22 protein-coding genes and 2 pseudogenes are annotated in these 26,957 nt (G+C 62.6%); 10 read left to right on the plus strand and 14 right to left on the minus strand.

Annotation, left to right across the window (positions count from 1 at the left end):
• Positions 1 to 558 carry a DUF2231 domain-containing protein gene (locus DQ229_RS11475; protein WP_114966420.1) on the plus strand — a complete coding sequence of 186 codons (558 nt, stop codon included), beginning with the start codon at positions 1 to 3 and terminating at the stop codon, positions 556 to 558.
• Between the two features lie 153 nt (positions 559 to 711).
• On the opposite strand, the gene DQ229_RS17035 is transcribed toward DQ229_RS11475, so the two are convergent.
• Entirely contained in the window at positions 712 to 984 is a 273-nt protein-coding gene (locus DQ229_RS17035) for an Arm DNA-binding domain-containing protein (RefSeq protein ID WP_420796866.1), read from the minus strand.
• Between the two features lie 312 nt (positions 985 to 1,296).
• Between DQ229_RS17035 and DQ229_RS11480 the strand changes: the two genes are divergently transcribed.
• Both DQ229_RS11480 and DQ229_RS11485 read left to right on the plus strand, forming a co-directional pair.
• Positions 1,297 to 2,490, plus strand: a complete 1,194-nt coding sequence (locus DQ229_RS11480) for a tyrosine-type recombinase/integrase (RefSeq protein ID WP_114966421.1) — start codon at positions 1,297 to 1,299, stop codon at positions 2,488 to 2,490.
• A 328-nt stretch (positions 2,491 to 2,818) separates the two neighbouring features.
• Positions 2,819 to 3,028 (plus strand): annotated as a pseudogene (locus tag DQ229_RS11485) (transposase); the annotation flags it as partial.
• 35 nt (positions 3,029 to 3,063) lie between these two features.
• Here DQ229_RS11485 and DQ229_RS16340 read toward each other — a convergent pair.
• The 4 genes from DQ229_RS16340 to DQ229_RS16530 all read right to left on the minus strand — a co-directional run bounded on the left by DQ229_RS16340 (position 3,064) and on the right by DQ229_RS16530 (position 4,697).
• Positions 3,064 to 3,543 (minus strand): hypothetical protein, encoded by a 480-nt coding sequence (locus DQ229_RS16340; protein ID WP_155326506.1) that lies wholly within the window; start codon positions 3,541 to 3,543, stop codon positions 3,064 to 3,066.
• Complete coding sequence (locus DQ229_RS11490) at positions 3,540 to 3,956, minus strand: helix-turn-helix domain-containing protein (RefSeq protein WP_114966422.1); 417 nt, start codon at positions 3,954 to 3,956, stop codon at positions 3,540 to 3,542. The genes DQ229_RS16340 and DQ229_RS11490 overlap by 4 nt, the downstream gene beginning before the upstream one ends.
• A complete protein-coding gene (locus tag DQ229_RS16345) occupies positions 3,943 to 4,311 on the minus strand; it encodes a hypothetical protein (RefSeq protein ID WP_155326507.1) in 369 nt (122 codons plus the stop codon). Before DQ229_RS16345 ends, DQ229_RS11490 begins: the two co-directional genes overlap by 14 nt.
• A 179-nt stretch (positions 4,312 to 4,490) precedes the next feature.
• Positions 4,491 to 4,697, minus strand: a complete 207-nt coding sequence (locus tag DQ229_RS16530) for a hypothetical protein (protein ID WP_162300847.1) — start codon at positions 4,695 to 4,697, stop codon at positions 4,491 to 4,493.
• A 738-nt stretch (positions 4,698 to 5,435) separates the two neighbouring features.
• On the opposite strand from DQ229_RS16530, the gene DQ229_RS11505 reads away from it, so the two are divergent.
• From DQ229_RS11505 to DQ229_RS11515, 3 genes and pseudogenes are all read left to right on the plus strand, one after another.
• A complete protein-coding gene (locus DQ229_RS11505) occupies positions 5,436 to 6,320 on the plus strand; it encodes a DUF7146 domain-containing protein (protein WP_114966424.1) in 885 nt (294 codons plus the stop codon).
• Positions 6,317 to 7,816 (plus strand): DUF3987 domain-containing protein, encoded by a 1,500-nt coding sequence (locus DQ229_RS11510; protein ID WP_114966425.1) that lies wholly within the window; start codon positions 6,317 to 6,319, stop codon positions 7,814 to 7,816. Before DQ229_RS11505 ends, DQ229_RS11510 begins: the two co-directional genes overlap by 4 nt.
• Positions 7,817 to 8,674: 858 nt before the next feature.
• Positions 8,675 to 9,209, plus strand: a pseudogene (locus DQ229_RS11515) (integrase core domain-containing protein); the annotation flags it as partial.
• Positions 9,210 to 9,475: 266 nt separating this feature from the next.
• On the opposite strand, the gene DQ229_RS11520 reads toward DQ229_RS11515, so the two are convergent.
• From DQ229_RS11520 to DQ229_RS11540, 5 genes are read right to left on the minus strand one after another with little or no spacing between them, the layout of a single operon-like run.
• On the minus strand, positions 9,476 to 10,291 hold the full coding sequence (locus DQ229_RS11520) for an FAD binding domain-containing protein (RefSeq protein ID WP_114966426.1): 816 nt from the start codon (positions 10,289 to 10,291) through the stop codon (positions 9,476 to 9,478).
• 19 nt (positions 10,292 to 10,310) lie between these two features.
• Positions 10,311 to 10,811, minus strand: coding sequence for a (2Fe-2S)-binding protein (locus DQ229_RS11525; protein ID WP_114966476.1), 501 nt, complete (start codon positions 10,809 to 10,811; stop codon positions 10,311 to 10,313).
• 14 nt (positions 10,812 to 10,825) lie between these two features.
• A complete protein-coding gene (locus DQ229_RS11530) occupies positions 10,826 to 11,428 on the minus strand; it encodes an SRPBCC family protein (RefSeq protein WP_114966427.1) in 603 nt (200 codons plus the stop codon).
• A gap of 19 nt (positions 11,429 to 11,447) precedes the next feature.
• Entirely contained in the window at positions 11,448 to 12,377 is a 930-nt protein-coding gene (locus tag DQ229_RS11535) for an ABC transporter substrate-binding protein (RefSeq protein ID WP_114966428.1), read from the minus strand.
• Positions 12,378 to 12,393: 16 nt separating this feature from the next.
• Positions 12,394 to 14,763, minus strand: a complete 2,370-nt coding sequence (locus DQ229_RS11540) for a xanthine dehydrogenase family protein molybdopterin-binding subunit (RefSeq protein ID WP_238381053.1) — start codon at positions 14,761 to 14,763, stop codon at positions 12,394 to 12,396.
• 252 nt (positions 14,764 to 15,015) lie between these two features.
• Between DQ229_RS11540 and DQ229_RS11545 the strand changes: the two genes are divergently transcribed.
• A complete protein-coding gene (locus tag DQ229_RS11545; protein WP_202909564.1) occupies positions 15,016 to 17,316 on the plus strand; it encodes a xanthine dehydrogenase family protein molybdopterin-binding subunit in 2,301 nt (766 codons plus the stop codon).
• Between the two features lie 82 nt (positions 17,317 to 17,398).
• Entirely contained in the window at positions 17,399 to 17,965 is a 567-nt protein-coding gene (locus DQ229_RS11550) for a UbiX family flavin prenyltransferase (protein ID WP_114966429.1), read from the plus strand.
• A gap of 71 nt (positions 17,966 to 18,036) precedes the next feature.
• Here DQ229_RS11550 and DQ229_RS11555 read toward each other — a convergent pair whose 3' ends face one another.
• From DQ229_RS11555 to DQ229_RS11570, 4 genes are all read right to left on the minus strand, one after another.
• The gene (locus tag DQ229_RS11555) at positions 18,037 to 18,747 is read right to left on the minus strand and encodes a GntR family transcriptional regulator (protein WP_338014170.1); all 711 of its coding nucleotides are present in this window, start codon (positions 18,745 to 18,747) and stop codon (positions 18,037 to 18,039) included.
• Positions 18,748 to 18,830: 83 nt separating this feature from the next.
• Entirely contained in the window at positions 18,831 to 19,901 is a 1,071-nt protein-coding gene (locus tag DQ229_RS11560; RefSeq protein ID WP_114966430.1) for an AbrB family transcriptional regulator, read from the minus strand.
• A 56-nt stretch (positions 19,902 to 19,957) separates the two neighbouring features.
• Positions 19,958 to 21,589, minus strand: coding sequence for a UbiD family decarboxylase (locus DQ229_RS11565; RefSeq protein ID WP_114966480.1), 1,632 nt, complete (start codon positions 21,587 to 21,589; stop codon positions 19,958 to 19,960).
• Positions 21,590 to 21,749: 160 nt separating this feature from the next.
• Positions 21,750 to 22,802 (minus strand): tripartite tricarboxylate transporter substrate-binding protein, encoded by a 1,053-nt coding sequence (locus DQ229_RS11570; RefSeq protein WP_162300848.1) that lies wholly within the window; start codon positions 22,800 to 22,802, stop codon positions 21,750 to 21,752.
• A gap of 228 nt (positions 22,803 to 23,030) precedes the next feature.
• Here DQ229_RS11570 and DQ229_RS11575 point away from each other — a divergent pair, with 228 nt between their 5' ends.
• Together DQ229_RS11575 and DQ229_RS11580 are read left to right on the plus strand one after the other, a co-directional pair.
• A complete protein-coding gene (locus DQ229_RS11575) occupies positions 23,031 to 25,013 on the plus strand; it encodes a tripartite tricarboxylate transporter permease (protein ID WP_238381055.1) in 1,983 nt (660 codons plus the stop codon).
• Positions 25,014 to 25,050: 37 nt separating this feature from the next.
• A complete protein-coding gene (locus DQ229_RS11580; RefSeq protein ID WP_114966432.1) occupies positions 25,051 to 26,814 on the plus strand; it encodes a thiamine pyrophosphate-binding protein in 1,764 nt (587 codons plus the stop codon).
• Positions 26,815 to 26,957 lie beyond the last annotated feature (143 nt).

Consider the following 26,957-nt stretch of genomic DNA (forward strand, 5'->3'; position numbering starts at 1 on the left):
ATGGCCGCCTATCACGTTGTTCTGATACACTTTCCGATTGCTCTTTGGATGGTCTCTGCGCTCTGCATCGTCATCCGCGCCTTCAATGACGGCGCGCTTGGCCAGGCAATGGACCGCGCCTTGCCGGTGTTTCTTGTGCTGGGTGTGATCCTGGGCGCTCTCGCCTATGTGGTCGGCCTGTTGGTCTGGCCGTGGGAGACACTCTCATCGACGCCGATGGGACGCAACCACATGCTCATGGCAAGCTGGTCGCTGGCCTATTTCACGCTGCTGACCTTCATCCGTTATCGACATGGTGAGGCGATCTGGCACGGTCTGTCGCGCTGGGTCATGGTTCTGCTGGCCGGGATCGGTGTGGGCCTTGTCGGTATCACCGGCACTCTTGGAGGGCATCTGGTCGGAAACTATACCGAGGTCAGCGAACTTCTCCGGGCCATGGGGTGGGAAGTCTACTCCACCTATTATCTGCCGAACATGACCCTGGCGATTATCGGCGTCGTGGTGCTGATCCTGATCGCCATAGGCCTGATGGGCCGAAAGCGATCGACCACGGCTTAAGCCTGCCCTTCGCGCCAAGGCGTCAAGGCGCGGCGAAGGAAACCAGACGAGCAAAGGCGCTGCACGGAGCCGTGCAGCGCCTTCCGTTTGCCCGGTTGTCGAGGAAGCGTGCTTTTCGCCGCACCGCGATTGCAGATGCGTTCGAGATGCTCGTCAGCGATCAATCCGAATGTCTGCCGGCCCTCGGTTTCGGCACCCTCCAGCAACAGCCGTTTGGCTGCGCCCCGCTTCGTGCGTGCCTTGGAGATCGTGATCAGGGGTAAGGGCCGAGTGACAGGAGCTTCTCCTTGCCCCAAACCGTTTCTTCAGCCACCACAGCTTCGAGCCACTGGGCTGAACCAGCACATGCAACCCGCTGCCCTCGGCCAGTTTATAGGCCTTATCGCGGGGCTTTGCCTTGCGCAGTGCGAACTCTGAAAGCGCCATCTGGGGGTATCGCTTCTGCGGTTTTCGCCGATACCCCCGAATAATACCCCCAAGTTCATGCGAAACAAGGAGGAGAAATGCGCACCGGAATCTCGCCAGTGCACTGAAAGTAAACGGTTTTTTACCTTATGTGTTCAGCCGTGCAAGAGGCTAATGGTGCCCGGGGGCTGCACCAACCTGTTGTTTTGGAATGTTTGTTCCTGTCCGTTTGTGATTGTATCCCCCTTTAAAACAAACCCAACCTGTCCGATCATGTATTGCCGCGCCCGACCCTATCCATTAGCGTAAGGTGGATAATTAGGGGGATAGGAAGTGCGGGCGAGGAACAGGCTGACGGCGGGCTTCCTGCGTTCGGCCCCGGTGGGCAAGCATTGCGACGGCGCCGGGCTGTGGCTGGTGAAGCGCGAAGATGGCGGCGCGCAATGGGTGCTGCGCGTGACGGTTCACGGGCGGCGGCGTGAAATGGGCCTGGGCGGCTTTCCCGCGCTCGGGCTGTCTGACGCCCGCAAACTTGCCGAACGTTGGCGCAATGTGGTGACGGCTGGTCGCGACCCGGTGAAGGAACGCGAAGCCGAAGAACGGGCGGCACGGCGCGAAGATATATCGCTTGCGGTGCTGACCGCTGACGCCTTCGAAGCCCGCAAGGCGGAACTGAAAGGCGATGGCACGGCCGGGCGGTGGCTTTCGCCCCTGACAATTCACGTTCTGCCTAAGCTGGGCAAGGTGCCCGTAACCGATCTTGATCAGCGCGACATACGCGACACGCTGGCCCCGCTCTGGCACACCAAGGCCGACACGGCGCGGAAGGCGCTCAACCGGCTTTCAATTGTGCTGCGCCATGCGGCGGCGCTGGGCCTCGATGTGGACCTGCAAGCAACCGACAAGTCAAAGGCGCTGCTGGGTAGATCGCGGCACGTGCCCAAGCATATTCCCGCGATGGCTTGGGCCGAAGTGCCGAACTTCTATGAAAGCCTAAAAGAACCGACGCTGACGCATCTTGCCTTGCGGTTGTTGGTTCTGACCGGCGTCCGCTCGGCCCCGCTGCGCCATATCCGGCTGGAACAGATTGACGGCGACGTGTGGACCATTCCCGCCGAAGCGATGAAGGGCCGCAAGGGTGCGACCGAAGATTACCGCGTGCCCCTGTCGCGCGAAGCCCAGCGCATAATCGGCCTTGCGCGCCCGCACGCCCGCAACGGCTTTCTGTTTCCGAATAACCGGCGCGGCGTGATTAGCGACATGACGCTTTCGCGGCACATGGAGAGGCGGGGCCTTGAAGCCCGCCCGCATGGCTTCCGCACGTCTCTGCGTACATGGCTTGCCGAAGCGACCGACGCACCACACGAAGTGGCAGAAGCCATGCTGGGACATGTGACCGATTCCGGGGTGGTGCGCGCCTATCGCAGAACCGACTTTCTCAAACAACGGCAGGTGCTGATTGAGCGCTGGGCCGACCATGTGACTGGAGGCGCTGGGCAGGTGGTGAAGCTGACAGACGCAAACTGATCTGCGAAGTTCACCGAACTTGCCGGCGCGGGCGACATCGACGCTTTGCGCGCCTTCCAGATCAACCCGGTATCTTCCAGCCCAAAGGCGATGGCCCGATATCGCGACCTCTGCGTGATCGCCCTTGAGGCCCGGGCGGAGGCAGCAGCGTGAAGTTCATCCGTAGCTTCGAGCCCGGCGGTCGGTATCTCTACGATTTCGGCATCCGCAGCCCGGCCCGCGGCTGGGCGTGATAACGTAAAGAATCTTTCGCACTTTCAGGTTTGACGGCTCCTTCTACAGTGACGGAAGGAGCGAAAGGATGGCTGACGAGAAGTAGGACGGTGCGATGGGTCAGGTGATCCAGATTGATGAGGGCCGGATCCGGGATCACCTTGGCGAGATGGTGCGCGGGACGGTCGAGGAGGCGCTGAATGCGATGCTTGACGCCGAAGCCGATCAACTGTGCGGCGCAGGGCGCTATGAGCGCAGCGAGGGTCGCCAGGACACGCGCGCGGGTAGCTACGAGCGTGCGCTGCACACCAAGGCCGGCGAGATGTTGCGCTGATGGCTGGTCGCTTATTGTCGAAAGCTTTAATCGACTCGCTCGGTCAAAGACGGAAGAGGAGGTAAAAAGACCCCCGAGCTCGCAACGTCTGAAGCGAACTGGGCTCGAAAGTACGGATACGACGCAAATCTCCCAATCTTCTCAAAATATAGCTTTACGTATTCAGGATCATGATTCTGCAAACCAGAATAAACCAATAAATACCTGCACTTCGAACGTATCGCATTCTTGCGACCCGCCTTTACCGCAGCCACCCATTCATAAACCCCGAAGACCCTGCCGTCTTCATTGGAAAAATCGAAGGCAGACGCACTTCCCTCAAAAGAAAATTTCGGACTAAGCTCGTGAAGCGAATTAAACAACGCCTCCGTGGAAGCCTTGTAGTCAACAGAGATCAGTCTGAGTTCAGACAGCTTCGCGTTTTGCGAAACGCCTGCATACTTCGCTTGGTCGAAATCACCAGACGTGAAAGAGAGCTTGCCTGTTCTGGATTTCGTGTCACTCATGCTGCAAGGTCTTTGAGCGGTTTCATCTTGGAGTTAGCGTGCGTTTCCTCCCAAGGGTTCGCTCTGGAATCCTGAAGCGGTTTCCACATCACAGCAACAGGCTTCGTGCGGACCTTCTTTCGCCTCCGCAATTCTGCAAGTTCATTCTTGGAAACAAGATCAAAATCCTCGCCCAATGCATTGGCAATTCTAGCGATGGTTTTGAGTGTCAGATTGGGGCCGCCTTTGGAAAACACCTGGGACACACGGCCCGGCGTCATACCCAGCTTAGCTGCGAGATCAGCTTGAGAAACCCCGGACCGGCGCATCGCTTTTTGAAGAGCGATCTGAACCGAGAAAACGAGATCCTCAATTGCAAACTCTTCAACTTCCGAAGCGTTCCGAGCTCCGAAAATTTCCTTATTGATCGTCATGATGTTCGCCAACCTTTTTTGCTACCCTTCGCAGCAGCTCCTGATCTGCCTTGTTGGTTTTCTTTATCGCAACTTCAGGGCACAAGAATACAAGCGGGTGTTTGCTCCAATACCCGCCATAGACACGAAGCTGGTACGACTTGACCACCCACACCGCAAGCTTGGTCCCCGTTTTTCCTCCCGTCGGAAAGCGTCCCTCGAACTTCAACTGAGTGTCGACGAGGTCGTCCGGACCGTTCGTAGCAAGTTCGCCTATGATACTTTCGACGCGCGCCCGGTCTTTCGCAGGTGCTTTCCTGTATACTTTCAAAGCCTTATCGGCGATGTGTACCTCGCAGTAAGCTCCGGCAGCCATCCTTGTGTATCCTTCGATCACAGTATTCTGCCTAGTTCAAGTTAAGATAAAGCTAAACATGCGGGGTCGTTTGTCAATGCGCTAGGTGTCGCTGGTTGCCATAGGTTGGTACACAAGAAGGTGGGCCTATCGCAATGATTTTTCCCAAAGTGGTTCGGGCGTCAACGTACGGTTGTGCCTCACGCCTGCGTGACAGGCGCCAAGTTCCAGAACACCACCCGGACCGATCGATGCCGTGCAAGGCAGACCTCCCATGTATTGGCATCATATTGCGGATCACTTGGGAGGGGCCGGGCGATCTTCGCCACCTTCCCGAACGCCAGCGGATAGCGGTGCACTTGCGCGCCGGCGACTGCGCGCGGGGTGAGATCGTGGCCGACCTGCACGACATGGCGCCGGGCATTCGGCCATGCGGCGGCAAGCCGCGGGCCAGCACGCCTAAGCCGGCGGCGCACCAGACCTCTTCGGGGTCGAGCCCGGTCGATCGCGCGGCCGCGGCGATCGCCTCCACCGCGCCGGCGATTTCGGCGCCGAACGGGATCAGGAAGGCACCGCTGTTGCGGCAGTATTCCCTAGCGCGGGATTTGCACGACCTACAGATAGCCGGGGGTCACGCGCTCCCCCTTGGCACCTCGCCGCGCCGCTTCCAGCGTGGGGGCAGATTCCGGTCTTTCTGAAGGGACAGGATGCTACCCTTAAGTGGCTGCGAAAAATATGAAAATTGGAATGGAGAGCGATTCGCGGCAGTGAGGGCTCGGATGAACGCCGCATTTGATGCGTCTTTGAGCGGCGGAAATCGTGGTTCAAACGGCGCTGGACGCTGAACGTTCGGCGCGACTTTTTGGGCAAGTTTTGCCAGACTCGCACTATCGAGGACGACATTGGATGTTGTGATGGATCGCTACCTGACACTTGCCGAACTGCGGCGCAAACTTGGCAATCGCAGCCGGAGTGCGATCTACTGCGATCTTCAGGCTGGCCGACTACCAAAGCCGCTAAAGCTTGGCGGCCGACTCCTGTGGTTCGAGCCGGATATTGATGACCATTTGCGTGCTCTCGTCGATCGTACGGCCGACCTTGCGACGACGGGGGCTCATGGCAGATGGCCGTCCAAGTAGCCTTCAATGACTGACGCGCGCGAACTGACCCTGGCGCTGGGCGGGCGCTGGCATGGCCGCTACGGGGCCGCGCCTTGCCCCGTATGCCAGCCGGAACGGCGGAAGGGGCAGAACGCCTTGACCGTGGCCGATGGCGACGGCGGGCGGCTGGTGCTGCATTGCAAGAAATCCGCCTGCGCCTTTCTCGACATTCTGGCGGCGGCTGGGCTGCGCTCGGGGGACTATGCGCCCCCGGACGCGGCAACCCTTGTCCGGCGAGAAGCCGAACGGCGGGCCGAAGCCCAGCGCAAGGCGGAACAAGCAAAGCGGCTGTGGCAGGAAGCCCAGCCCATCGCGGGCACGACCGCCGAAGCCTATTTGCGCGGGCGCGGTATCACCTGCCAATTGCCCCGAACGCTGCGCTTTCACGGCGCTTGCTGGCACGGGCCAACTGCGAAGCGCTATCCGGCAATGGTGGCGGCGGTGCAGGGCGCGGGCGCGGCATCTGTGCATCGCACATGGCTGCGCGCTGACGGCTCGGGCAAGGCCGATATTGACCTCGCAAAGGCGATGCTGGGGGCAACCGCTGGCGGCGCTGTGCAACTCGCTGGCGGGCCTTCGCGGCTGGTGGTGGGTGAAGGCATAGAAAGCACGCTGTCGCTGCTGTGCGGGCTGCTGGATGACCCCGCGACGGTATGGGCCGCGCTTTCGACCTCGGGCCTGCGCGGGCTGCACCTTCCAACGCAACCGGCGCGTCTGACCATTGCTGCCGACGGCGATAAACCGGGCCGCAACGCTGCGCACGCCCTGGCCGAACGGGCGCACGCGCTGGGCTGGCAAGTGTCGCTCTTGCCTGCCCCGGATGGCTTCGACTGGAACGATTACATTCAAGGAAAGGCGGTGGCAGCATGAACGTGCAAGCCAAGCCGAAGGAAACCCCTTTTACGCCTTCTTGGCTGGCCCCTGCCCCCCGCCTCTTACGTGCCGAACTGCCCCCCGCCCCGGAACTGCCGCTGCGCGACGTGCTGGGGCCGCGCCTGGCGCAATGGGTGGCGGATGCAGCCGAAGCCAAGGGCGCACCCGCTGACTATGTTTTCGCGGCGGTGCTGGCCGTAGCGGGCGCGACAATCGGGAACGCGCGCTGGGCGGCAATCTGGCAGGGCTGGGCCGAACCGCCCGTCATCTGGGCAATGTGCATTGGCCTGCCCAGCGCGGGGAAAAGCCCGGCAATCGACGCGGCGCTGCAACCGCTGCGCAAGGCCGAACGCCCCCTGCGCGAAGCGGCGGAAGCCCAGCGCAAGGAATGGGCCGAAAAAGCCGAACTTGCCAAGCTGGCGGAATCGACATGGAAGGAAGCGGCGAAGGCGGCAATCAAGGCCGGGGAAACGCCCCCCGATAGGCCGACCGGCTGCGATGCAGGGCCGCCCCCGCATATCCCCCGGCTGGTGGTGAACGATGGCACCATTGAACGGCTGGGCGCGATTCTCGACCGGCAACCGCGCGGCACGCTGCAAATGCGCGATGAACTGGCGGGATGGCTGGAAGGAATGCAGCGCTACTCCGGCGGTGGCTCTGACCGGCCTTTCTGGCTGGAAGCCTTCGGTGGCCGTGGCCACACGGTTGAACGCATGGGCCGCGAGCCGCTGACAATCGAGCGGCTGTCGATCGGCGTGCTGGGCGGCATTCAACCCGACCGCCTGAAAAGCCTGCTGTTCAAGAGCGATGATGACGGGCTGCTGGCGCGCTTCCTGCCCATCTGGCCGGAACCCGCCCCCCTGCGACGCCCGCAAGCCTGGGCGGATGAAGCGCTGATGGAAGCGGCGCTGGCGCGGCTGCTGAAGCTCGCCCTTGTGACCGATGAAGCCGGGGAAGCCCGCCCGTGGTTTATCCCCTTCACGGATGACGCCCGCGCCCTGATGGATGATTTGCGGGTGGCGGTGCGCGGCTGGGAAGCCGGGGCCGAAGGGCTGATGCTTTCTTTTCTGGGCAAGCTTCCGGGCCTGACCGCCCGGCTGGCGCTGGTGCTGGCTTTTCTCGAATGGGCCGCTGACGAGGCCGAAGAACCGCACGCAATCACTGTGAAGCACTTCGGGCGCGCGGGACATCTGGTGGAAGCCTATCTGCTACCGATGGCACGGCGGGCCTATGCCGACGCGGCAACGCCAAAGGCCGAGCGGGCCGCGCGGCGGCTGGTGGGCATCATCCGCGAACAGGGCTGGCAGCGCTTCACGGCGCGCGACGTGTTGCGGCTCGACCGCTCGGGGCTGGGGACAGTGGCGGAACTCAACCCGGCACTGGCAATGCTGGAAGATGGCGAGTGCGTCCGCCCTGTTGATCCGCCCGCGAACCCGCAAGGCGGAAGGCCGCAACGCCTTTTTTCTGTGAACCCGGCAATTCTGGGGGGCTGACATGACGCGATGGCTTCAAGCGGCGCAACGGGCAACCGACCGCGGGACAAAACCGACACAACTGACAAAACCCATGCCAAAGGTTGTTGAAGACGGTGCTGATACAACCGGAAAGGAGGTTTTGTCAGTTTCGTCAGTTTTGTCCGAAGGGGGAAGGGCTGAACGCGCGCCCCCGGCTCGGGCCGATGGGCTGGACTTGGACGCGAGCGCATTCCTCGACCGCCTACGCTTTCACGGGCCTGCAACCAATGGCGCGATGGCAACCGCTATAGGCTGGAGCGCGAATCGAGCGTGGCGGGCCGAGGCCAAGCTTCGTGCGGCGGGGCTGGTGCGCATGAACGAACTCGGGCAGGCAGTGCCAACCGCAAGGCGGCTGTCATGATACGGTACGCGCTGGTCAAGGCGAGGCGCGAACAGCGCTGCAATTGCGTTACGATTGGCGCAAGCGACCGCGCGTGCCGCTGACCTTCAGACCGCAGTCGCAAGCTGCAGGTATGCATGGAACCTGCCAAAACGGGAAGGAGCGCTGGGCGGTCCCTTTCCCTGACCCGTTCGGGTCCTTCCCGGCGCCGGGCGTATGCGGGGGGCATAGGCGCGTCAAACCACTAGCGCCAAAAGAAAAATCTGGGTTCGCACTTTGGGTTCGCAGGTTCGCACTTCGATGCGAGCCACTCCGAAGCTGCGCGGGTCGTTTTGGTTGTGTGCGCTGAGCGAGAGGAGAAAGCAGCTGTCCCGCCTCCCGCGCTAGGTGAGCCCACCGTTGCCACGCACGTTTGCAACGAAGCAAATGTGTAGATCGCATCGGCAAAGCCTTTTCAAAAACGGTCGGCGATGCCCCATGAACTTGGAAAACTCGCTTTCACGTGCTGGAACGGCGACGTGGTGCTTGGCGCACTCGACCATTGTTCTTGAACCACTGGCGAACAAGGTCTCGTTCATCGACGCGCATGATCGCGACGTCATCGCCTGGCGCGCGGTGGTGAATGCCGGCATCAGAGGATCGGACATCCGCGACATGATGCTGGAGGCCGTGGAGAAGCGCTTCGGTACCTAACAGACGCCGTATCTCGTCGAGGTGCTCAGCGACAACGGCGCGTCCCAAAAAGGCGAAAGACACGCGCATCTTCGCCGAGCAACTCGGCCTGCGACCCTGCTTCACGCCGGTGAAGTGCCCGCAAAGCAATGGCCTGTCGGAAGCCTTCGTAAACGCGCTGAAGCGCGACTACGTGCGCGTCACGCCATTGCCAGACGCGGAGACCGCGCTTGAATTGATCGATGGGTGGATCGAGGATTACAATGAGAACCACCTGCACTCAGGGCTGAACCGAAGGTCCGCGAAGCGAAATGGCGCTCGCCCCGCGAGTTCATCGCAGCTCAAACCGCAACCGCCTGACTGTCCGGTGAAACGGGGGCAAGATCAGGCTCCGCGCGGAAAACTCTTTTGCGACGCAGGCCGCGGCGTCCATCACGCAAACAGCCGTACGCTCAACCGAAACATCAAGCCCTATGGAATAAGTCATGGTCATCTCCTCTTTGCCGTAAATCACTACGACAATGGTGGCAAATCGGCCCGATGACCGCATCTCCGTTATACAAACTGCCTAATCTGTCACATAAGCGCGGGAGACAGAGATCTTGTCGCTCGCCCCTTTTAGCGGCTCAACAGATGTCGACACTGCCCTGGGCATCGACAGCGCGCGCGGTCATCACCTTGACCAGAGCCGCGCGATACTCGGCCGAGCCATGCAGGTCGGAAAGCATCATGCCCGGATCAGGTTGCAGCGCTTCAACCGAGGCAGTCTCGAAACGATCCGCAAGCGCCTGTTCAGCATCAAACCAGCGAAACACGCCATCCTCACCCGCGCCAGTTACAGCGACACGCACCGAACCGTCCGACCCTCGCGCCACGAAACTTGCCGCGATCGCGTATTTTGACGCCGGATTGCGTAGCTTGGCATACCCGGCGCTGCGCGGAACGGGAAAGTCGATGCGCAGGATGATTTCGCCCTCTGCCAGATCGGTCGCGTACATGCCCGTGAAAAAGTCGTGGGCCGCGATCTCGCGCTGGTCAGTGATGATCGTCGCGCCAAGCGCAAGCACCGCTGCGGGGTAATCGGCGGCGGGATCGTTGTTGGCCACCGATCCGCCGATTGTGCCCATGTGACGCACCTGCATGTCGCCGATCGAATCCGCCAGCAGCGCCAGTGCGGGGATGCTTTGGGCCACTTCGGGGCTGCCCGCGACTTCGGCATGGCAGCTCGCCGCCCCGATCCGCAGCCGATCGCCATCGCGCGTGATGCCCCGCAGTTCGGGAAGGGCGCGCAGGTCGATCAGGTTTTCAGGCGCCGCAAGGCGGTTCTTCATCGCCGGTATCAGCGTGAAGCCGCCGGAAATATAACTCGGCTCAGGCAGTTCGGCATGGAGCTTGCGCACCTGATCCAGCGACTGACCCTTGTGATAGGTGGTCTGATACATGGCTTCCTCCGGTCAAAGGTCAGTTGGCCGTTGCCTGGGCTGGCGCCTTGGAGCGGCGATAGACCTCGGCGGCGGCCAGCACCGCCTTGATGATATTGTGATAGCCCGTGCAGCGGCACAGGTTGCCTTCGAGTTCGCGCCGCACTGTCATTTCATCGAGAACGCCTTCGTGCCGGCGGATGATATCGGTTGCGGCCATCACCATGCCCGGTGTGCAAAACCCGCACTGAAGCGCGTGGTGTTCGTGAAAGGCCTGCTGGACGAAATTCAGCCGCTCGCCTTCGGCCACGCCCTCGATGGTCTGGACCTCGGCCCCATCGGCGGCCGCCGCCAGGATCGTGCAGGATTTGACGGCCCGCCCGTCCATCAGCACCGTGCAGGCACCGCATTGGGTCGTGTCGCAGCCGATATGCGTTCCTGTCAGCCGCAGCTGATCGCGCAGGAACTGCGCAAGCAAAGTGCGTCCCTCGACCTTGCGCGTATAGTCCTCTCCGTTCACACGAAGTGTCACCTCTTGCATGGGTTCACCTGTCATCATGAATTAAAGGCAAAGAGCAGGCCGACGATCAGCACTGCGGTTGCGGCGAGCAGGATCAACATGCGTGGCCGTGCCGCCACGGAGCCGGCTGACGCGGGCGCCTGTCTGGTATCTTCGGCGGGTCTTGCCGCCGTGGCATTCACGGTGCCCGCCTCATGCCGGCTCAGGGCGTGGTCTTCGAGGTTGGAAAAGAACTGCCCGGCAAGCCTTTTCGCAGTCGAATCCACCAACCGCGAGCCAAGCTGCGCCAGCTTGCCGCCCACCTGCGCGCGGACGTCATAGCGCAGCCTTGTGCCCTGCTCGGCGTCGCTCAGGCGTATGTCGGCGCCGCCCTTCGCAAAACCGGCTACGCCCCCCTTGCCGCTGCCCGAGATGGTATAGCTTTCCGGCGGGTTCAGGTCCGACAGGGTGACCTCGCCCTTGAAGGTTGCCTTGACCGGCCCGATGCTTTGCTTGACCGTGGCGGTGAAGCCCTGCTCCGGGCTCCCCTCCAGTTCGGTGCAGCCGGGGATGCAGGCCCGCAACACGGCAGGGTCGTTCAGCATTTCCCAGACCTTGTCGCGGGGGGCCGGGATGACGTGTTCGCCGGTCATCTCCATGGGGGTGCCTCCTGCCTGCTCATTCCGGGGCCGACTCTAGCAGCGACAGATCAAGATAGCGCTTCGGGTTTTCAAGGCGCGCGCCGCCGCCATAGGTACTGCGCAGCTTGAGCACGGTGCGCATGCCCTCGGGCAGGATCGCGGCACCCGGCGTCAGCCCCGATCGGGGCGACAGCAGGCTTTTCATGACGGGCGTCACGGCCTGGGGCAGAATCTGCGGCATGCGTGCTTGCAAGATGGTTTCCGCCTCGTCGCGGTTTGCAGGGTTCTGCACCCATTCCAGCCCGCGAAGATACCCGCGCAAGAACGCTTGCAACGGCTTGGGCGATTGCGCCAGAACCGACCGGCGCGTCGCGATGATCCCGCCTTGATAGCTGTCGAATATGTCTGACGAACGCGCCAGCACATTGAAGCCCGCGCGCTGCGCAATACTAGTGAATGGCTCGATGGTCAGGGTTCCGACATGTTCGCCTGCCTTGAGCGATTGCCACCGCTGGGGTGTGGCGCCGACTTCGACCATCTCAACATCGTCACGCGACAGCCCGTGACGCGCGAGCATCTCGTAGAGCACGAAAGCAAATCCGGTCGCCACCGCATCAAGCGCAAGCGTCTTGCCGCGTAGATCCTCAAAGCTGGTGATCTCGGACGCGACGACCAGGCTCAACTCAAGCTGCGTGGCACCGGCGATCACAACATATTCGGGGTCCACATCGGGCCCGGCCGCACCCTGCCCTTCGGCGTAGGCCACGACATTGTCGAAGGCCGTGCACACCACGTCGAATTCGCCCGCGGCGGTGCGCTTGGCCTGCTCGATCGAGCTGGCGGTCAGTTCCACGGTGACATCAAGGCCCGCTTGCGCAAAATAGCCTTTCTCGATCGCGGCAAAGGTCGGCAAGTTCGGTGCGCCGGGAAAGGCGATCACGCGAAGCGGCTGTGGGGTGTCACTCATCGTCCATCTCCTGCTCTCATTTCTTTGCTTGCGTGTTGGCGGCGTCCTGCACCGCCTGCCAGACAGCCTGGGGAGTCAGCGGCATCGCGATGTCCTCGACTCCCATGCCGGCAAGCGCATCCAGTACCGCCAGCGTCACGGTGGCGAGCGCGGGGGTGGTGCCCCCCTCGCCCCCGGCCTTCACCCCAAGCGGGTTGGTTGGCGATATTACCTCGGCGATCTCCGAGATGAAGAACGGCATGTTGTCGGTGCGCGGCATCCCGTAATCCATGAACGAGCCGGCAATCGGCTGGCCGCTGTCGTGGTCGATCGCGCACAGTTCCCACATCGCCTGGCCAACCCCTTGGGCAATCCCGCCGTGGGTTTGACCATGCACGATCATAGGGTTGATGCAGCGCCCCACATCATCGACCGAGACATAGCGCGTGATCGCGACGTGAAAGGTGTTCGGGTCGATCTCGACTTCGCAGATCGCCGCGCCGTTGGGAAAGACCGGCGTGTGCATTTCATTGTCCGTCACCACCCGCAGGGGATCGGCCAGGCGTGCGGCCAGATCCTGAAGGCTGACAGAGCGGTTGGTGCCGCGCTGGTGAAACACACCGTCTGCATACGCAAGCTCATCGGCGGCGGTCTCCAGCATCTCGGCTGCGTGACCTCGCGCCAGCGCCAACAGCTCGGCCGAGGCCATCGCCATCACCGTGCCGGCATGGCGCATCGAACGGCCCGAATGCGATCCGCCCCCCACGCTGACGACATCGGTATCGCCGATGATGATGAAAACCCGCTCGACCGGAACTTGCAACATGTCGGCCACAACCTGCGCAAAGCTTGTCTCGTGCCCCTGGCCGCTAGGCTGGGTGCCGATGACCACCTCGATCCGGCCGTCGTCGAACACCTCGATCTCGGCGCGTTCCTTCGGCGATCCGATGGAGGACTCCACATAGTTCGCAAAGCCGCGGCCAAGCAGTTTGCCCCGCTGGGAAGCTTCGTCCTTGCGAGCGGCAAAGCCGTCCCAGTCGAACAGCTCCAGCGCCCGGTCCATGTTCTGTTCGTATTCGCCACTGTCGTAATACTGGCCGACCGCATTGCGGTAAGGCATCTGTTCGGGGTGAACCAGATTCTTGCGCCGCAGCTCCAGCGGATCGACTCCCAGTTTCCGCGCCGCCAGCTCAACCAGTCGCTCGATGGCATAGGTCACCTCGGGCCGGCCCGAACTGCGATAGGCCTGCGTGCACATCGTGTTGGTGAACACCGCCCGCGCCCGCAGCGCGGCCACCGGAATGTCATATGAGCCTGTGATAAGGCCCGCGCCCTTGCTCAGCGGTGACAGCGATACGCAAAACGCGCCTACATTGCTCAAGTTGTCCGCCCGCATGGCCAGGAACTTGCCATCGGCGTCAAGCGCCAGCGCAACCTTGGTGCGCAGATCGCGGCCCTGGTAATCTGTCAGGAATGCCTCGGAGCGTGTCGCGGTGAACTTCACCGGCCGTCCTGTGCGGCGTGCCGCCCACATGACAAGAGCGAACTCGGGATACACCCGATTGCGCGCCCCGAAATTGCCGCCGACATCATAGGAATGCACCCGGATGCGATTGGCGTCGATGCCAAAACATCTGGCCAGCTCGCCCTTGTGCTTGACAGCGCCACCGCTTCCCGCAAACAGCTCGTAGCGGCCGGTCTCGGGGTCGTATTGCGCCACAGCGGCGCGTGGCTCGATCGTCACGGCCGTCACGCGGCTGACATGGAAATCCGCCTCGACGGTATGCGCGGCGGTGGCGAAGGCCCTTTCGGTGGCGTCCCAGTCGCCAAAGGACGATTCGACGAAAACGTTGCCGGGCACTTCGTCCCAGATGACCGGTGCGCCCTGTGCCGCGGCTTGGGCGGAGTCGACGACATGGGGCAGCGCTTCATACTCCACCTCGACCAGTTCCGCCGCATCCGCCGCCTGGCCGGGCGTCTCGGCCACGACAACGGCGACGGCTTCGCCGACATGGCGCACCTTGTCGATGGCCAGGGCGTGATGCTCGCCGACAAAGGGAATGCCGCCACCCGGTGCGCACAACTTCATGTCGAACTTGGTCGAGGGCAGCGGATTATGGGCCAGCGGGCCAATGCCGTCTTGCACCATGTCCGCACCGGTCAACACCTCCAGAACCCCCGGCGCGGCCAGGGCGGCGTCGGCGCTGATCGATATTATGCGCGCATGCGGATGCTCCGAGCGCACTATCGCGGCGTAGGTCTGCCCCTCCAGCAGGAAGTCGTCGGTGAAACGCCCCTTCCCGGTCAGCAGCCGATGGTCTTCCTTGCGCCGCACAGGCTTGCCGACATGACGAAACAGGGCATCGCGCACCATCTTCATCTCTGGGCCGGTTTGATCCCAGTTCATTTGGGGTATGTCACCCGCGCCCAGGGCGTTCCCTGACCTGCCGCCATCTGGATGCGCATTCATCCGCCGCCCTCCGTCGTCGCCTTCAAATTCCATGCTGTTGCCGCGCCGCACCATGTTGCCTACCATTGTCTGCTGTATTAATGTATGACAGTATGGCTTACAAGCAGAAATTCATGCGAAGCAAGGTGCCAGCGGCAGGCGCGGCAAGTGGCGATCCGGGCGGACTGACGCCGAAACGAGGGGAACGGAATGAATTTCGACAACGGAATGCGCCGCGTCGAAGACAATGCATTGCTGCGCGGTCAGGCAGAATTCGCCGACGATCTCGGGGCCGATAGCGACGGGCTGCATATCGCCTTCGCCCGCTCGGTGAGCGCGGCGGGCTGGATCGGCAAGGTTCAAGCCGATGCCGCGCGAGACATGCCCGGCGTTGCCTGCGTCCTGACCGGAGAAGACTGGGTTGCCGATGGCATGGGCATGCTGGAAAGCCGACTGAACCACCCCGGCCCCGACGACGGCAAGATGCGCCGCCCCCCGCACCCGCCGATCGCCACCGACTGTGTGCGCGCGATCGGTGAGATCGTGGCCGTCGTATTTGCCCGCACACGGGCGCAGGCCGAAGACGCCGCGGAACTAATCGAGTGGGACATCGACGAGACCGAAGCCGTCACCGATCTGGCCCGTGCCATGCATCCCGATGCGCCCCGCGTCTGGCCGGAATATCCCGACAATCTGTGCTTTCGCCTGCACAAAGGTGACGCTGAAGCGACCCGCGCAGCGCTGGCAGATGCGGCGCATGTGGTGCGCCACACGCTGCCCATCTCGCGGGTCACGGCCGCGGCGCTGGAGCCACGAGCGTTGCGCGCCGATTTCGATGCGGCGACGGGCGTCTACACACTCGATCTGGGCAGCCAGGCCCCGCACCGCATCGCCAGCGATCTTGCGGCGACGTTGGGGCTCCAGCCCAAGGATATTCGCGTCATCAGCAGAGCCTGCGGCGGCTCTTTCGGGATGAAGAACTTTGGCTATCCCGAATATGCGCTGGCGCTCTGGGCCGCGCGCAAGACCGGCCACACCCTGCGCTGGACCGCCAGCCGAGTGGAATCGTTCAACAGCGATTCCCATGGCCGCGACCAGCTTGTCGATGCCGCGCTGGCGATCGATAGTGACGGCCACTTCCTGGGCCTGGACGTAACCATACGTGCTAACCTAGGTGCGCGCCTCGGCCCCTCGACCGTGCATCCCCCGGTGGCCAATATCGGCGGACTGGTCGGTGTCTATCGCACCCCCGTCGCGCATGTCACCGTCGAAGGGTATTTCACTAATACGCAGCAAACCGCGCCCTATCGCGGTGCCGGTCGCCCCGAGGCCACCTATGTCATCGAGCGCCTGATCGACCTGGCCGCCGCCGAGCTTGGCATCGACCGGGCAGAGCTGCGCCGGCGCAACATGATCACGGTCGATCAGTTCCCCTATCAGACACCGCTGGCATTCAACTACGACTCCGGGGATTTTGTCGCGATTCTGGACCAGGCGCTTGATGCGGCGGACTGGGCCGGGTTTCCCGCACGGCGGGAAGCCGCGCGCAAACGCGGGCGGCTGAGGGGGATCGGCATATCCAACCCCATCGAGATCGCCGGCGGCCCCGCAACCGGACCAAACCCCGAATACGCGGCGATCGAGCTGACCCCGCAGGGACGTGTCATGTTGCGCGTCGGCTCTTGCGATGCCGGACAAGGGCATACCACCTCATTTCGCATGCTGGTGGCCCAAAGACTGGGCCTGGAGCCTGACGAGATAAGCATCCTGACCGGTGACACGCATCTCGTGGCGCGCGGGATCGGCACCTTCGGGTCAAGAACGCTGGCAGCGGCGGGCACCTCGATCTTTGCCGGGCTGGATGAAATCATAGCCATTCTCAAGCAAGACGCAGCCGACCAGCTCGAGGTCGCCCCCGATGACCTTGAACTGATCGGGGGTGAATTCCGGGTGATGGGCACGGATCTCACCGTTGCGTTGCGCAAGGTGCTGGCGCAGCGCGACAGCACGATACGGACCGAACATTACCAAGCCACCGACGGCCCGACCTATCCGAACGGCTGTCACGTCTGCGAAGTCGAGATCGACTCGCAAACCGGCGTCGTCACGCTGCTGCGCTATGTCGTGGTCGATGACGTGGGCACTGTCCTCAACCCGATAATCGTAAAGGGCCAGATCGTTGGCGGTGTGGTTCAGGGGGCGGGTCAGGCCCTGGGCGAGCAGATCGTCTACGACCCGGACTCAGGCCAGCTTCTGACTGCAAGCTTTATGGATTACAGCATGCTGCGTGCCATGGATGTCCCGATGATCGAGGTCATCAGCCACCCGGTTCCGACACGGAAAAATCCCCTTGGCGTAAAGGGTGCGGGCGAAGCGGGCACTGTGGGCGCGTTGGCCGCAGTCGTCAGCGCGGTTTCGGATGCGCTTGCTCCACTAGGTGTGCGCCACCTAGATATGCCCGCCACGCCCGCACGGGTCTGGCAAGCGATCCGCGACACCGAAAGCCTTTGATCCGCACTTCTATTTACTGATTGCAAGCGCGGCGCCGAGGGCGGCTAGCAAACCTAATAAGGCACCATGCAAAGGACATCACATGCGGCGCATCATCATCGGGCTAAGCGGTGCTTCGGGTTCCATCTACGGAATTCGGGCGCTGCAACTCTTGCGCGAGGTCGAAGACATCGAAACCCACGCCGTCATATCGCCGGCGGCACTGCGCACGGCGCTGCACGAAACCTCCATGGCTGCCAGCGACATCGAGAAACTGGCCGATCATGTCCACAGTCATCGCGACATCGGCGCCTCGATCGCTTCGGGGTCGTTTCGCACCGAGGGTATGCTGGTGGCGCCCTGCTCGATCAAGACTTTGAGCGGGATCGCGCATTGCTACAATAACGAGCTGATCGTCCGGGCCGCCGATGTCTGCCTGAAGGAACGCCGCCGCGTCGTGCTGATGCTGCGCGAGACACCGTTTCATGCCGGTCACCTGGCCTTGATGCAGCAAGCCGACCGCAATGGCGCCATCATCATGCCGCCGGTGCCGGCGTTCTACAGCAAGCCTGCCTCACTGGACGAGATGGTGACACAAACGGTTGGGCGGGCCCTGGACCTGTTCGGTATTCACTTGCCGATGGTGCATCGCTGGACCGAAAGCTCTTGAGCGCGCTGAATGCCGCGCGCACGCCCCCCGGCAGACAACGCGCCCCGGTTCGCTGCCGCAAGACCGTCGGCCTATCCCTTGGCTTGCTCGATTTCCGAACTGCGCGCCAGGCCGAGGGCTGAATTGGCAGCGCTGTTGACATGTTCCCACGCCATCCTTCGCGCCATCGCCACATCGCGCGCGAGAACGGCGTCGCGCATGGCCTCGATCTCGCGGATGCTCTGTGCCTGCCGGTCGGCACGATTGAGCGAATTGCGCCGCAACTGCGCCGTTCGCAGCGTCAGGCGTGACAGAAACTCAAGCGCGACATCGTTCTCGGCCACCTTGCACAGATGCCGGTGCAATTCTCGTTTGGCACCGGTGATCATCTGGAATTCTCCGGCGCGGTAGCTATCGAGCAATTGGCCGCAGATCTTCGTGAACTCGTCCATGTGCGGATCTGTAGCACGCTCGATGAACTGCTGGACAATCAAGGCCTCGATATCGGCGCGTATCAAATAGATATTCTCGGCGTCGCGCAGTGATATCCGCGCCACGGTCAACCCGCGTGAAGCCGCCTGCCGGACAACGCCTTCTGATTCGAGTTCGCGCAGCGCCTCGCGCAACGAAGTGCGGCTGACCCCAAGTTGCTGGCAGAGATCCTTTTCGACAAGGCGCGCTCCGGGTGTCAGCAACCCCAGTTCAATCGCCTTGCGCATGGATTCGATGATGCGCGCCCTGAGTGGTGCAGATTCCTGATGGATCGGCGCCAACCCGGCAGTCCCTGATTCCCGCTGCATCATCCGACTTGATCCTCTCACAATCTGAAATTGCAGAATTTGGCATGGTCATACCGTCCCACAAATAAGGATAGGCATAAATCAGGCTACTTTCCAGAGAAACGGCGCCATAACCGGAAGATCAAAGGCGCAAAAGCGACCACGCAGGCAACCCGCACCACATGGTGGCTGGACACATATCCGACATCAACGCCTATCGCGAGGGCAATAAGGCTCATCTCGGTCAGCCCGCCGGGCGCGAACGCCAAAAGAATTGCAAGAAAGTCGCGTTGCAGGACGCCCATCAGCACCATGGCGAAAAGGACCGTCAGGCCCAGCAAAAGCGCAGCCGCTCCAAGGCCCATGATCAACGCGCCCCCAACCACGCGCGGACTCATGCCAACAAAACGACAGCCGATGATGGTGCCCAGCAGCAACTGCGCCGCGAGGACAAGCTCAGAAGGCGGGGGCGCGCTGACGATGCCCGACACATACAGCCCCGCGCTCAGGATCATCGGCCCAAGAAGAGTGGGCGCCGGAAGCCGCAGCCTGCGCCCCAGGAAAAATCCCGCCACCCCGACGGCAGACAGCTTGACCAGCTCCAGAGACGGAGTGTCGCGCACGCTGGTTCCACCGCTTATGCCGTCGCCCAGGTCCAGCCCCGAGAACAGCCGAAACCAGACCCCCAGCGAAATCACGACAATCAGGATGCGCGACGCATGCGCCAGGGCGATCCGGCGATCGTCCGCTCCCATGGCCTTGCCGATCACGGTCATCTCGCTCAGGCCGGCGGGCATCGCGCAGAAATAGGATGTGGCGGGATCGAACCCGCCGATCAGCCGGTAGTAGGGGATTGTAATCAGAGCGGCGCAGGCCAGATACACAACCGCAAAGCCCAGCGACACGCCCCAAACAGCGAGTCGGTCCAGCAGGTCCGGCGTGAAGCCCGACCCAAGCATGACGCCGATGACCACGATGACATAGGGCCTGATCGCCACCGGTCCCTGAACGGGGGCCCGGCTAAGCGCGGCGATCGTATTCAATACCATCGGCCCCAGCAGCCAGGGCAATGGCATCGTGAGCCAAGTGAACAGCAGGCCGCCAACGATACTGATGGCGACCGCAAGCGCGAACCTGCCGGGATCGAATTTCTGGCGCGCGCCGCTGCCGGGCTGCATGGCTGCTTGGTTCCTTTCCCGCCTCCGCCGCGTACACTGCTCGTGCGGCTGCGATCTTAGCCGTCGACGTCGCGCACGGGAGTTTCCGGCTTGAACCCGTCGCGCCGATTCTCGAAAGTCTCCTGCCCGGTCTCACGCCAGCCTCCAGCGACGGCACGGTTGGCATATTGTGTCCAACGTTCATCCCAGTCGCCCAGTTCATACCCGTGCCAGGGCGGCTGTGGGGTAAGGCGGGGCAACTGAAGCTCTTCCCAGATCTTGCGAGCGTTCTCCATATACTGTTTGCCGGGAAGCGCCAGGGGCGGCATATCGGCCTTGAGCGTTGCATCAATCAGCAAGGTGCCATCGGGCACGCCGCGGTTCGACTTGGGTCCATGTCCGCCCGAGCGATAGGGCACCGTCACCACATCCGTCGTGATGTTCGACCGGTAGGCGATGGACCAGAAGATTGCATCGGCGTTATTGGGCTCGATATCCTCGGAGACAGCAATCACCACCTTGCCGCATTGCGCCTGCAAGCTGGCCGCCCCGTGCAGCCCGCGCCACACTTCGGTTTGCGGGGCCGACCTGTCGAACTGCAAGAAGATCACCTTGCGGATGTTCGTCAGCGGCTCATGCATGACCACCCGCTTGATGCCCTTGACGTTCAGCGCCTTCTTGAGGTGATCGAAAAAGAGCGGCTCGTAGGCGACTTTCTTGAGCACGGAGGATTCGCTGGGTGTCACCTGGCTGACGATCGAGACGAAGACAGGTTTGCGCCGCATGGTGATCGCGGTAACTTTCATCGACATGTTGAAATCTTCTAGCGCCACATGGCCGTGGCTCTCGCCGAAGGGGCCTTCGGGCTCTAGGTAGTCGGTCGCGATCTCGCCCTCGATGACAATCTCGGAATCGGCGGGAACGACCAGATCGCAGGTCTTGCACTGCGTGACCTTCACAGCTTGCCTCATCAGTCCGCCCGCGACAGTAAGCTCATCCACATCAATCTGCAGCTTTTGCGGGCCGGTGAACAGCACCGCAGGCGCCGTGCCGATCACGATGGCGACAGGCATGGGCTGCCCGCGTTCCTTGTATTTCAGCCAGTGCACATAACCGCCCGCCCCGCCAAGCCGCGAGGCCATCCGAACCCCCAGCCGGTCCTGCGCCTTGAGCTGGCCGCGATAGGTGCCCATGTTCTGCACGCCGGTCTCGGGGTCGCGGGTCACGACCAGGGTCGCTGTCAGATAGGGCGCGGCGTCAAAGCCGGGGGTCGATATGGGCACCGGCAGCGCCGCAAGGCCGCCGCCCGGCCGGGTCAGATCCTCGCCTGTCCAGACGATCTCCTGGCATTTCCCCTCCGAGACGTGCTCGGGCGGGATCGGGTTGGCGATGGCCCTGCTCCAGACGCTACCGATCTGGTCCACGGGCACGCCCAGGCCCATTGCGTAGATCTCGGGATTTGCCGCTAGGGCCCCGACCACCACGGGGATGTCATATTTCCGCCCATCCCCATCGGTGACATCGGTGAACAGGAACGCCCGGCGGTCCTCGGCGGGCAGCCCGCCCTGAAACTGCCAGCGTGCCAGGGGGTGCAGTTCGCTGTCCTTGTCGATGGCGCGCTGGATCCGGGTCAGCAGGCCGGCCTTTTCCAACCTGCCAAGGTGATCTTGCAGATCAACGGGGGCGTGATCGGATGTCTGTTCGTTCATGTTCGGGCCTTTCATACACTCATGCCGCATTATGACGCCCGTCATGCCAGACCCGCTGGCCTTGTCGCGAGCTTTTGGACGTGCAAGGGCCGGAAAACCGGCCCTTGCTGATGGTGTCTTCGATTGTGGGGTGCCCCGTTGTCGGGGCCAACGCCCGGTCTTATTGTGCGACGACCTCTGCGTCGGAATCGTCCATCGCGCTCACTGCCTTTTCCAGCAGTTCCGGCGAAACGGACATGATATCCTGCATGATCGCCTCGACTTCTTCGCCGGGCATGTAGTCGATCAGCGCCTGGCGGCGTTCGGCCTCGGCCAGGAAGTCTGGATCATGGATCATCTCTTCAAAGGCGGTGCGCAGGGCCGCGATGATCTCTTCATCGGTGTCGGGATGCACCATCATGGAGCGCCCGACCGGTGAAGCGGCTGAGATGAAGCGCAGGATCTCCTTGGCTTCCTCGTCTTCCACGACGTCTTGCATCAGAGGGACATCGGGGATGTTGGGGTCCGGTTGAAGGCCGGCTTGCAGCACGATGATCATCTCGCCGCTGTCGACCGGCTCGGGTGCGGCAAACACTGACGCGTAGTTTTGCGTGACCATGTCGACTTCGCCGCGCAGAGTGGCCAGTTCGGTCGCCGCCGAGCCCTGATACCCACAGATCACCCGCAGCTTGAGCCCTGCGACATTGCGCATGGCGGTGGGCTGCTGACCACTGCGCGCGCCCTGACCGGTGCAACCGACAACGATCTCGGTATCGCGCATTTCCTCGATGGTGGTGGCCGGCGCGCCCGCGCGCACGAGGAACGCGGCATTTGCGTTGGCGAAGCGGCCGACATAGCGGAAATCCTCGGCCGACCAGGCCGCGATGTCGGGCGAAAGCAACTCGATATGCCCAAGCGTGTCAGGCAGAATAGCCACCGTCAGGCCATCGGGTTGCGTGTTGTTGATGAAATAGGCCGCCCCCTGCCGCCCGCCGCCGCCCGGCATGTGCTGAACGATGACGTTGGGGTTGCCCGGCACGAAGTCGCCGAAATACGCCGCCGCCAGCTGCGCATACAGATCATAGGACCCACCCGGCGGGTGACCGATGAGGATTGTCAGCGTTTGCCCGCTATAGATGTCTTCGACGCTTTGCGCCTCTGCATTCGGGGCCGCCGCAATCATCAACGCGGCCGCGCCGGCGGCAATTGTGGTCCTGCGTGTGAAGTTGAGCATTTTTTCTCCTCCCAGACAAATCAAGGCGCCGGCCTGCCGGAACCTGCTTTTGAACGTTGAAAAGCGTGCCCCGAAAAACGGGATCCGCAAATAACGTCTGCAAGTATGCTTGCCATACATTATGACAATAGGCAATATGCGATCCAGCGCGCAGCCAACCACATTGCGGAGGAAACGACCTTGGTCCTAGACGCGGCACTTGATGCACTCATCACATTGTCGGACCCGATGCGGTTGGCATTTGTGGTCCTGGGAACGCTACTTGGATTGATGGTGGGGGTGATCCCCGGCATCGGCGGGCTTGTGGGATTATCCCTCCTTTTGCCCTTCACCTTCGCGATGGATCCTTTCACCGCATTGGCGTTTCTCGTTGGCGTATCGGCAGTTACGACCACTTCTGACACAATCCCTGCAGTGCTGTTCGGGGTGCCCGGCACCACTGGCTCGGCGGCGACAGTGCTTGATGGCCACCCCATGGCACGCCAGGGCCAGGCGAGCCGCGCACTGGGGGCGGCGTTCTCGGCCTCGGTGATCGGCGGGCTTTTCGGTGCCTTGATCCTGGCGGTCTCGGTGCCGGTGATTCGGCCTTTCATTCTTTCAGTCAGCACTCCGGTCATGCTGACCATCTGCCTGCTGGGGTTGACGCTTGTTGTCACGCTTAGCAAGGGCGCGATGGTCAAGGGGCTGATCGCCGCCGCTGTGGGGCTGCTTCTGGCCACCATCGGCGACGAAGCACAGACCGGCACCATGCGCTGGACCTTTGGTACCTTCTACCTTTGGGATGGCCTGTCGCTGGTCGCGGTTGCCCTGGGGCTGTTCGCTGTGCCAGAGATGCTGGACTTGGGGGCCTCGAAACGCAAGATTGCCCGCGACGACGTTCAGACCGACTTTCGCCAGCAGTTCGAAGGCGTGCGTGACACCTTGCGCAACTGGTGGCTTGTCTTGCGCTGCTCGAGCATTGGCACCTTGCTGGGGTCGATCCCCGGTGTGGGCGCAAATGTCATCGACTGGGTCGCCTATGGCTTTGCCGCGCAGGTGACCAAGAATTCATCCGAGACCTTCGGAAAAGGCGACGTGCGCGGCGTCATCGCTTCAGAGAGCTCCAACAACGCCAAGGAAGGTGGGTCACTGGTCCCCACGCTCGCCTTCGGTGTGCCCGGCTCGGCAACCATGGCGATCTTGCTTGGTGCCTTCCTTATTCATGGCATTTCACCCGGTCCCGACATGCTGGGGCCACGGCTGGATGTGACCTTCACACTGATCTGGACCGTGGCGCTGGCCAACATCCTGGGCGCGGGCCTTTGCCTGCTGCTGGCTGGACAGTTCGCCAAGCTGGCCCTGATCCGGGGCGGCATTCTGGTGCCGCTCATCTTCAGTGTGATGACGATCGGGGCCTATCAGGCGTCGCGGAGCCTGGGCGATCTGGCTGTGTTGCTCATCTTTGGAATCATTGGCTGGATGATGAAGCGTCTAGACTGGCCGCGCGCGCCCCTGATCCTGGCATTCGTGCTGGGGGCGCTGATCGAGAACTACCTCTTTATCTCGGTGCTCAGGTACGAATTCGCATGGGTGACCATGCCGGTACCCGCCACGCTGCTGACCGTGATGGCGCTGATGCTGCTGACACCCATGATCAAATGGGCCTATGCGAGCCTGACAAAGCGGCGGGACACCGCACAGTCCCCCGCACAGCCCGCCGCTGTTCCCCGCCCAGACGGCGCGGGCGTGGCTCGTCGTGCGGACCACTACGCGGATATCATCTTGCTGGTGGGCGTGATCGGCCTCTTCTCTTATGTACTCTGGTCTTCGTGGGACTGGCGATTTTCGGCGCGGATGATGCCGCACGCTCTGTCTTACGCTGGGTTGCTGGCGGGAGGGCTACTGGCCCTGGGTTTCCTGACCGGACGTGCCCCCAGGATACGGCCCTCCACGGCCGAGCCGCTTGCCTTGGTGCTGCGGCAGATGGCGTGGCTGGTCGGGCTGCTGGTGAGCATACGCCTCGTTGGGATGCTGCCCGCCATTGCGCTTTTTGGCATCGTCTACATGCTGACCGAAGGGCGCACGCGCTGGCACCACACGCTACTGATCGTGGTCCCCTTCGTGCTGGCCTTGTACCTGCTATTTCAGAACATGCTGAACATTCCCTGGCCACAATCGCTGTTAGGCGACCTGTTCCCGGCGCTGCGAGCCACTTTCGGCCGCATCCTGTGAACGGCGCACTGTCCAACCCCGAAGAAAGGATACTAAGATGAACAAGCCGCACGATCCGAAGGCGGACAACCAGGCGAAGACGCTTTACGGCTCCGACATCATCGCCGATGCCCTGCGCGAGCAGGATTTCCCCTATATCTGCCTCAATCCCGGCGCCAGCTACCGCGGCTTGCACGACTCGCTGGTCAACTATCTGGGCAACGAAACCCCCCAGATCATCACCTGCATGCACGAGGAACACGCGGTCGGCATCGCCCAGGGCTATGCCAAGGTGACCGACAAGGCGCTGGCTGTCGCGGTGCACAGCAATGTCGGGCTGATGCATGCCTCTATGGGGATTTTCAACGCGTGGTGCGATCGCATTCCAATGGTCGTCATCGGCGCGACCGGGCCGATCGACGCGGCCAAGCGCCGCCCCTGGATCGAATGGATCCACACTACCACCGACCAGGCCGAGATCGTGCGCGGCTATACAAAATGGGACGATCAGCCAGGCTCACCCGAAGCGGCGGTCGAAACCATCCGTCGGGGCACCCAACTGGCCAATACCCGCCCGATGGGCCCTGTCTACCTGACGATGGACGTCAGCATCCAGGAACAGGAACTGACCGAGCGCCCGCAATTCGACCCGATCGAAAAATTCCGCACGCCCGAGAACCCGGAGCCACCCGCGGGCGCGCTTGAGGCCGCGATCGACATCCTGGCCAAGGCCGAGCGGCCTTTCATCTTCTGCGGCCGCTCCAGCCGCTGCGAAAAGGCATGGGCCGAGCGCATTGAGCTGGCCGAAATCCTGAATGCCCGCACCTGCGCGCACATGAAACTGCCGGCAGGCTTTCCGACCACACACCCAGCCTTCATCGGCGAGACCGGCTGGCGACTGAAGGGCAAGGTGCTTGAGGCGATCGAGAACGCAGACGCCGTCCTGATGCTTGATTGGCTGGATGCCGGAAACGCGCTCAAGCTGGCCTTCCCGCAGGGCAAACCGCGCCCGCCGGTCATCACCGTGTCGAACGACTTCCAGATCCACCGCGGCTGGAACATGGATTACGGCGGGCTGCCGGCCGTTGACGTGAACATCCCCACGGTGCCCGAAACTGCCGTGACACGCCTGCTGGAAGGCCTGCGCCCGCTGCGCAAGAAGCCCGCGCCCGCCGCAAAACGCGTCTGGAAGGCCACCGCGCCCGCGAAATCCGGCCCCATCGGGCTGATGGACCTGGCCCATGCCTTTTCGCTCGCCAGCGAAGGGCGCAAGATCACCATCACCGGGCGTCCGCTGGGCTGGCCGACCAATGCCAATGTCATCGAGCATCCGTTCGATTTCCTAGGCCACACCGGCGGCGGCGGCCTTGGTGCCGGGCCGTCGATTGCGGTAGGCGCCGCGCTTGGCCTGCGCGAGATCGGCTCTGACAGGCTGACCGTGGCGATCCTTGGCGATGGCGACTATACGATGGGCCTGACCTCGATCTGGAACGCCGCGACCGAGAAGCTTCCGCTGCTGTTCCTCGTGGCCAACAATCATTCCTACTACAATGACGAGGAGCACCAGATCAAAGTCGCGCACAAACGTGCCCGCCCGGAAGAGAACGCGCCCATCGGCCAGCGGATGCAAGGCCCGGAGCCAGACCTCGGCGCCCTGGCGCGCGGCCTTGGCCTGGAGGCGCCCGAGCCAGTGACCGATCTGGCCGATCTGCCCGCCGCGCTAGAGCAGGCGCTCGATCGCGTTGCCGCCGGTGCCGCCGTGGTGCTCGATGTGCGCGTCAAGCAGGAGTACATTCACGCACCGATGCAGGAATTCGACTGACAAACCATGCCTGCGGGCTGCAGAACAGCAGCCCGCCGCGCACCGACACGATGGGAAGTCACCACCACCATGCCTGCGGCCTGCGGTTCAGCACAGGCAATTTGCCGGGGGGCCCGCTGTCCCTCCGAAGCCAGACACGAGGA

The sequence above is a fragment of the Alkalilacustris brevis genome (assembly GCF_003350345.1).
GTDB lineage: Bacteria > Pseudomonadota > Alphaproteobacteria > Rhodobacterales > Rhodobacteraceae > Alkalilacustris > Alkalilacustris brevis.

Excerpts from the sequence above, each read along its gene's own strand:
- DQ229_RS11475 (WP_114966420.1), top strand. The coding sequence starts at position 1 with ATGGCCGCCTATCACGTTGTTCTGATACACTTTCCGATTGCTCTTTGG.
- DQ229_RS17035 (WP_420796866.1), bottom strand. The coding sequence starts at position 984 with ATGGCGCTTTCAGAGTTCGCACTGCGCAAGGCAAAGCCCCGCGATAAG.
- DQ229_RS16340 (WP_155326506.1), bottom strand. The coding sequence starts at position 3,543 with ATGAGTGACACGAAATCCAGAACAGGCAAGCTCTCTTTCACGTCTGGT.
- DQ229_RS11490 (WP_114966422.1), bottom strand. The coding sequence starts at position 3,956 with ATGACGATCAATAAGGAAATTTTCGGAGCTCGGAACGCTTCGGAAGTT.
- DQ229_RS16345 (WP_155326507.1), bottom strand. The coding sequence starts at position 4,311 with ATGGCTGCCGGAGCTTACTGCGAGGTACACATCGCCGATAAGGCTTTG.
- DQ229_RS11505 (WP_114966424.1), top strand. The coding sequence starts at position 5,436 with ATGACTGACGCGCGCGAACTGACCCTGGCGCTGGGCGGGCGCTGGCAT.
- DQ229_RS11510 (WP_114966425.1), top strand. The coding sequence starts at position 6,317 with ATGAACGTGCAAGCCAAGCCGAAGGAAACCCCTTTTACGCCTTCTTGG.
- DQ229_RS11520 (WP_114966426.1), bottom strand. The coding sequence starts at position 10,291 with ATGTATCAGACCACCTATCACAAGGGTCAGTCGCTGGATCAGGTGCGC.
- DQ229_RS11525 (WP_114966476.1), bottom strand. The coding sequence starts at position 10,811 with ATGCAAGAGGTGACACTTCGTGTGAACGGAGAGGACTATACGCGCAAG.
- DQ229_RS11530 (WP_114966427.1), bottom strand. The coding sequence starts at position 11,428 with ATGGAGATGACCGGCGAACACGTCATCCCGGCCCCCCGCGACAAGGTC.
- DQ229_RS11535 (WP_114966428.1), bottom strand. The coding sequence starts at position 12,377 with ATGAGTGACACCCCACAGCCGCTTCGCGTGATCGCCTTTCCCGGCGCA.
- DQ229_RS11540 (WP_238381053.1), bottom strand. The coding sequence starts at position 14,763 with ATGAACTGGGATCAAACCGGCCCAGAGATGAAGATGGTGCGCGATGCC.
- DQ229_RS11545 (WP_202909564.1), top strand. The coding sequence starts at position 15,016 with ATGAATTTCGACAACGGAATGCGCCGCGTCGAAGACAATGCATTGCTG.
- DQ229_RS11550 (WP_114966429.1), top strand. The coding sequence starts at position 17,399 with ATGCGGCGCATCATCATCGGGCTAAGCGGTGCTTCGGGTTCCATCTAC.
- DQ229_RS11555 (WP_338014170.1), bottom strand. The coding sequence starts at position 18,747 with ATGATGCAGCGGGAATCAGGGACTGCCGGGTTGGCGCCGATCCATCAG.
- DQ229_RS11560 (WP_114966430.1), bottom strand. The coding sequence starts at position 19,901 with ATGCAGCCCGGCAGCGGCGCGCGCCAGAAATTCGATCCCGGCAGGTTC.
- DQ229_RS11565 (WP_114966480.1), bottom strand. The coding sequence starts at position 21,589 with ATGAACGAACAGACATCCGATCACGCCCCCGTTGATCTGCAAGATCAC.
- DQ229_RS11570 (WP_162300848.1), bottom strand. The coding sequence starts at position 22,802 with ATGCTCAACTTCACACGCAGGACCACAATTGCCGCCGGCGCGGCCGCG.
- DQ229_RS11575 (WP_238381055.1), top strand. The coding sequence starts at position 23,031 with ATGCGGTTGGCATTTGTGGTCCTGGGAACGCTACTTGGATTGATGGTG.
- DQ229_RS11580 (WP_114966432.1), top strand. The coding sequence starts at position 25,051 with ATGAACAAGCCGCACGATCCGAAGGCGGACAACCAGGCGAAGACGCTT.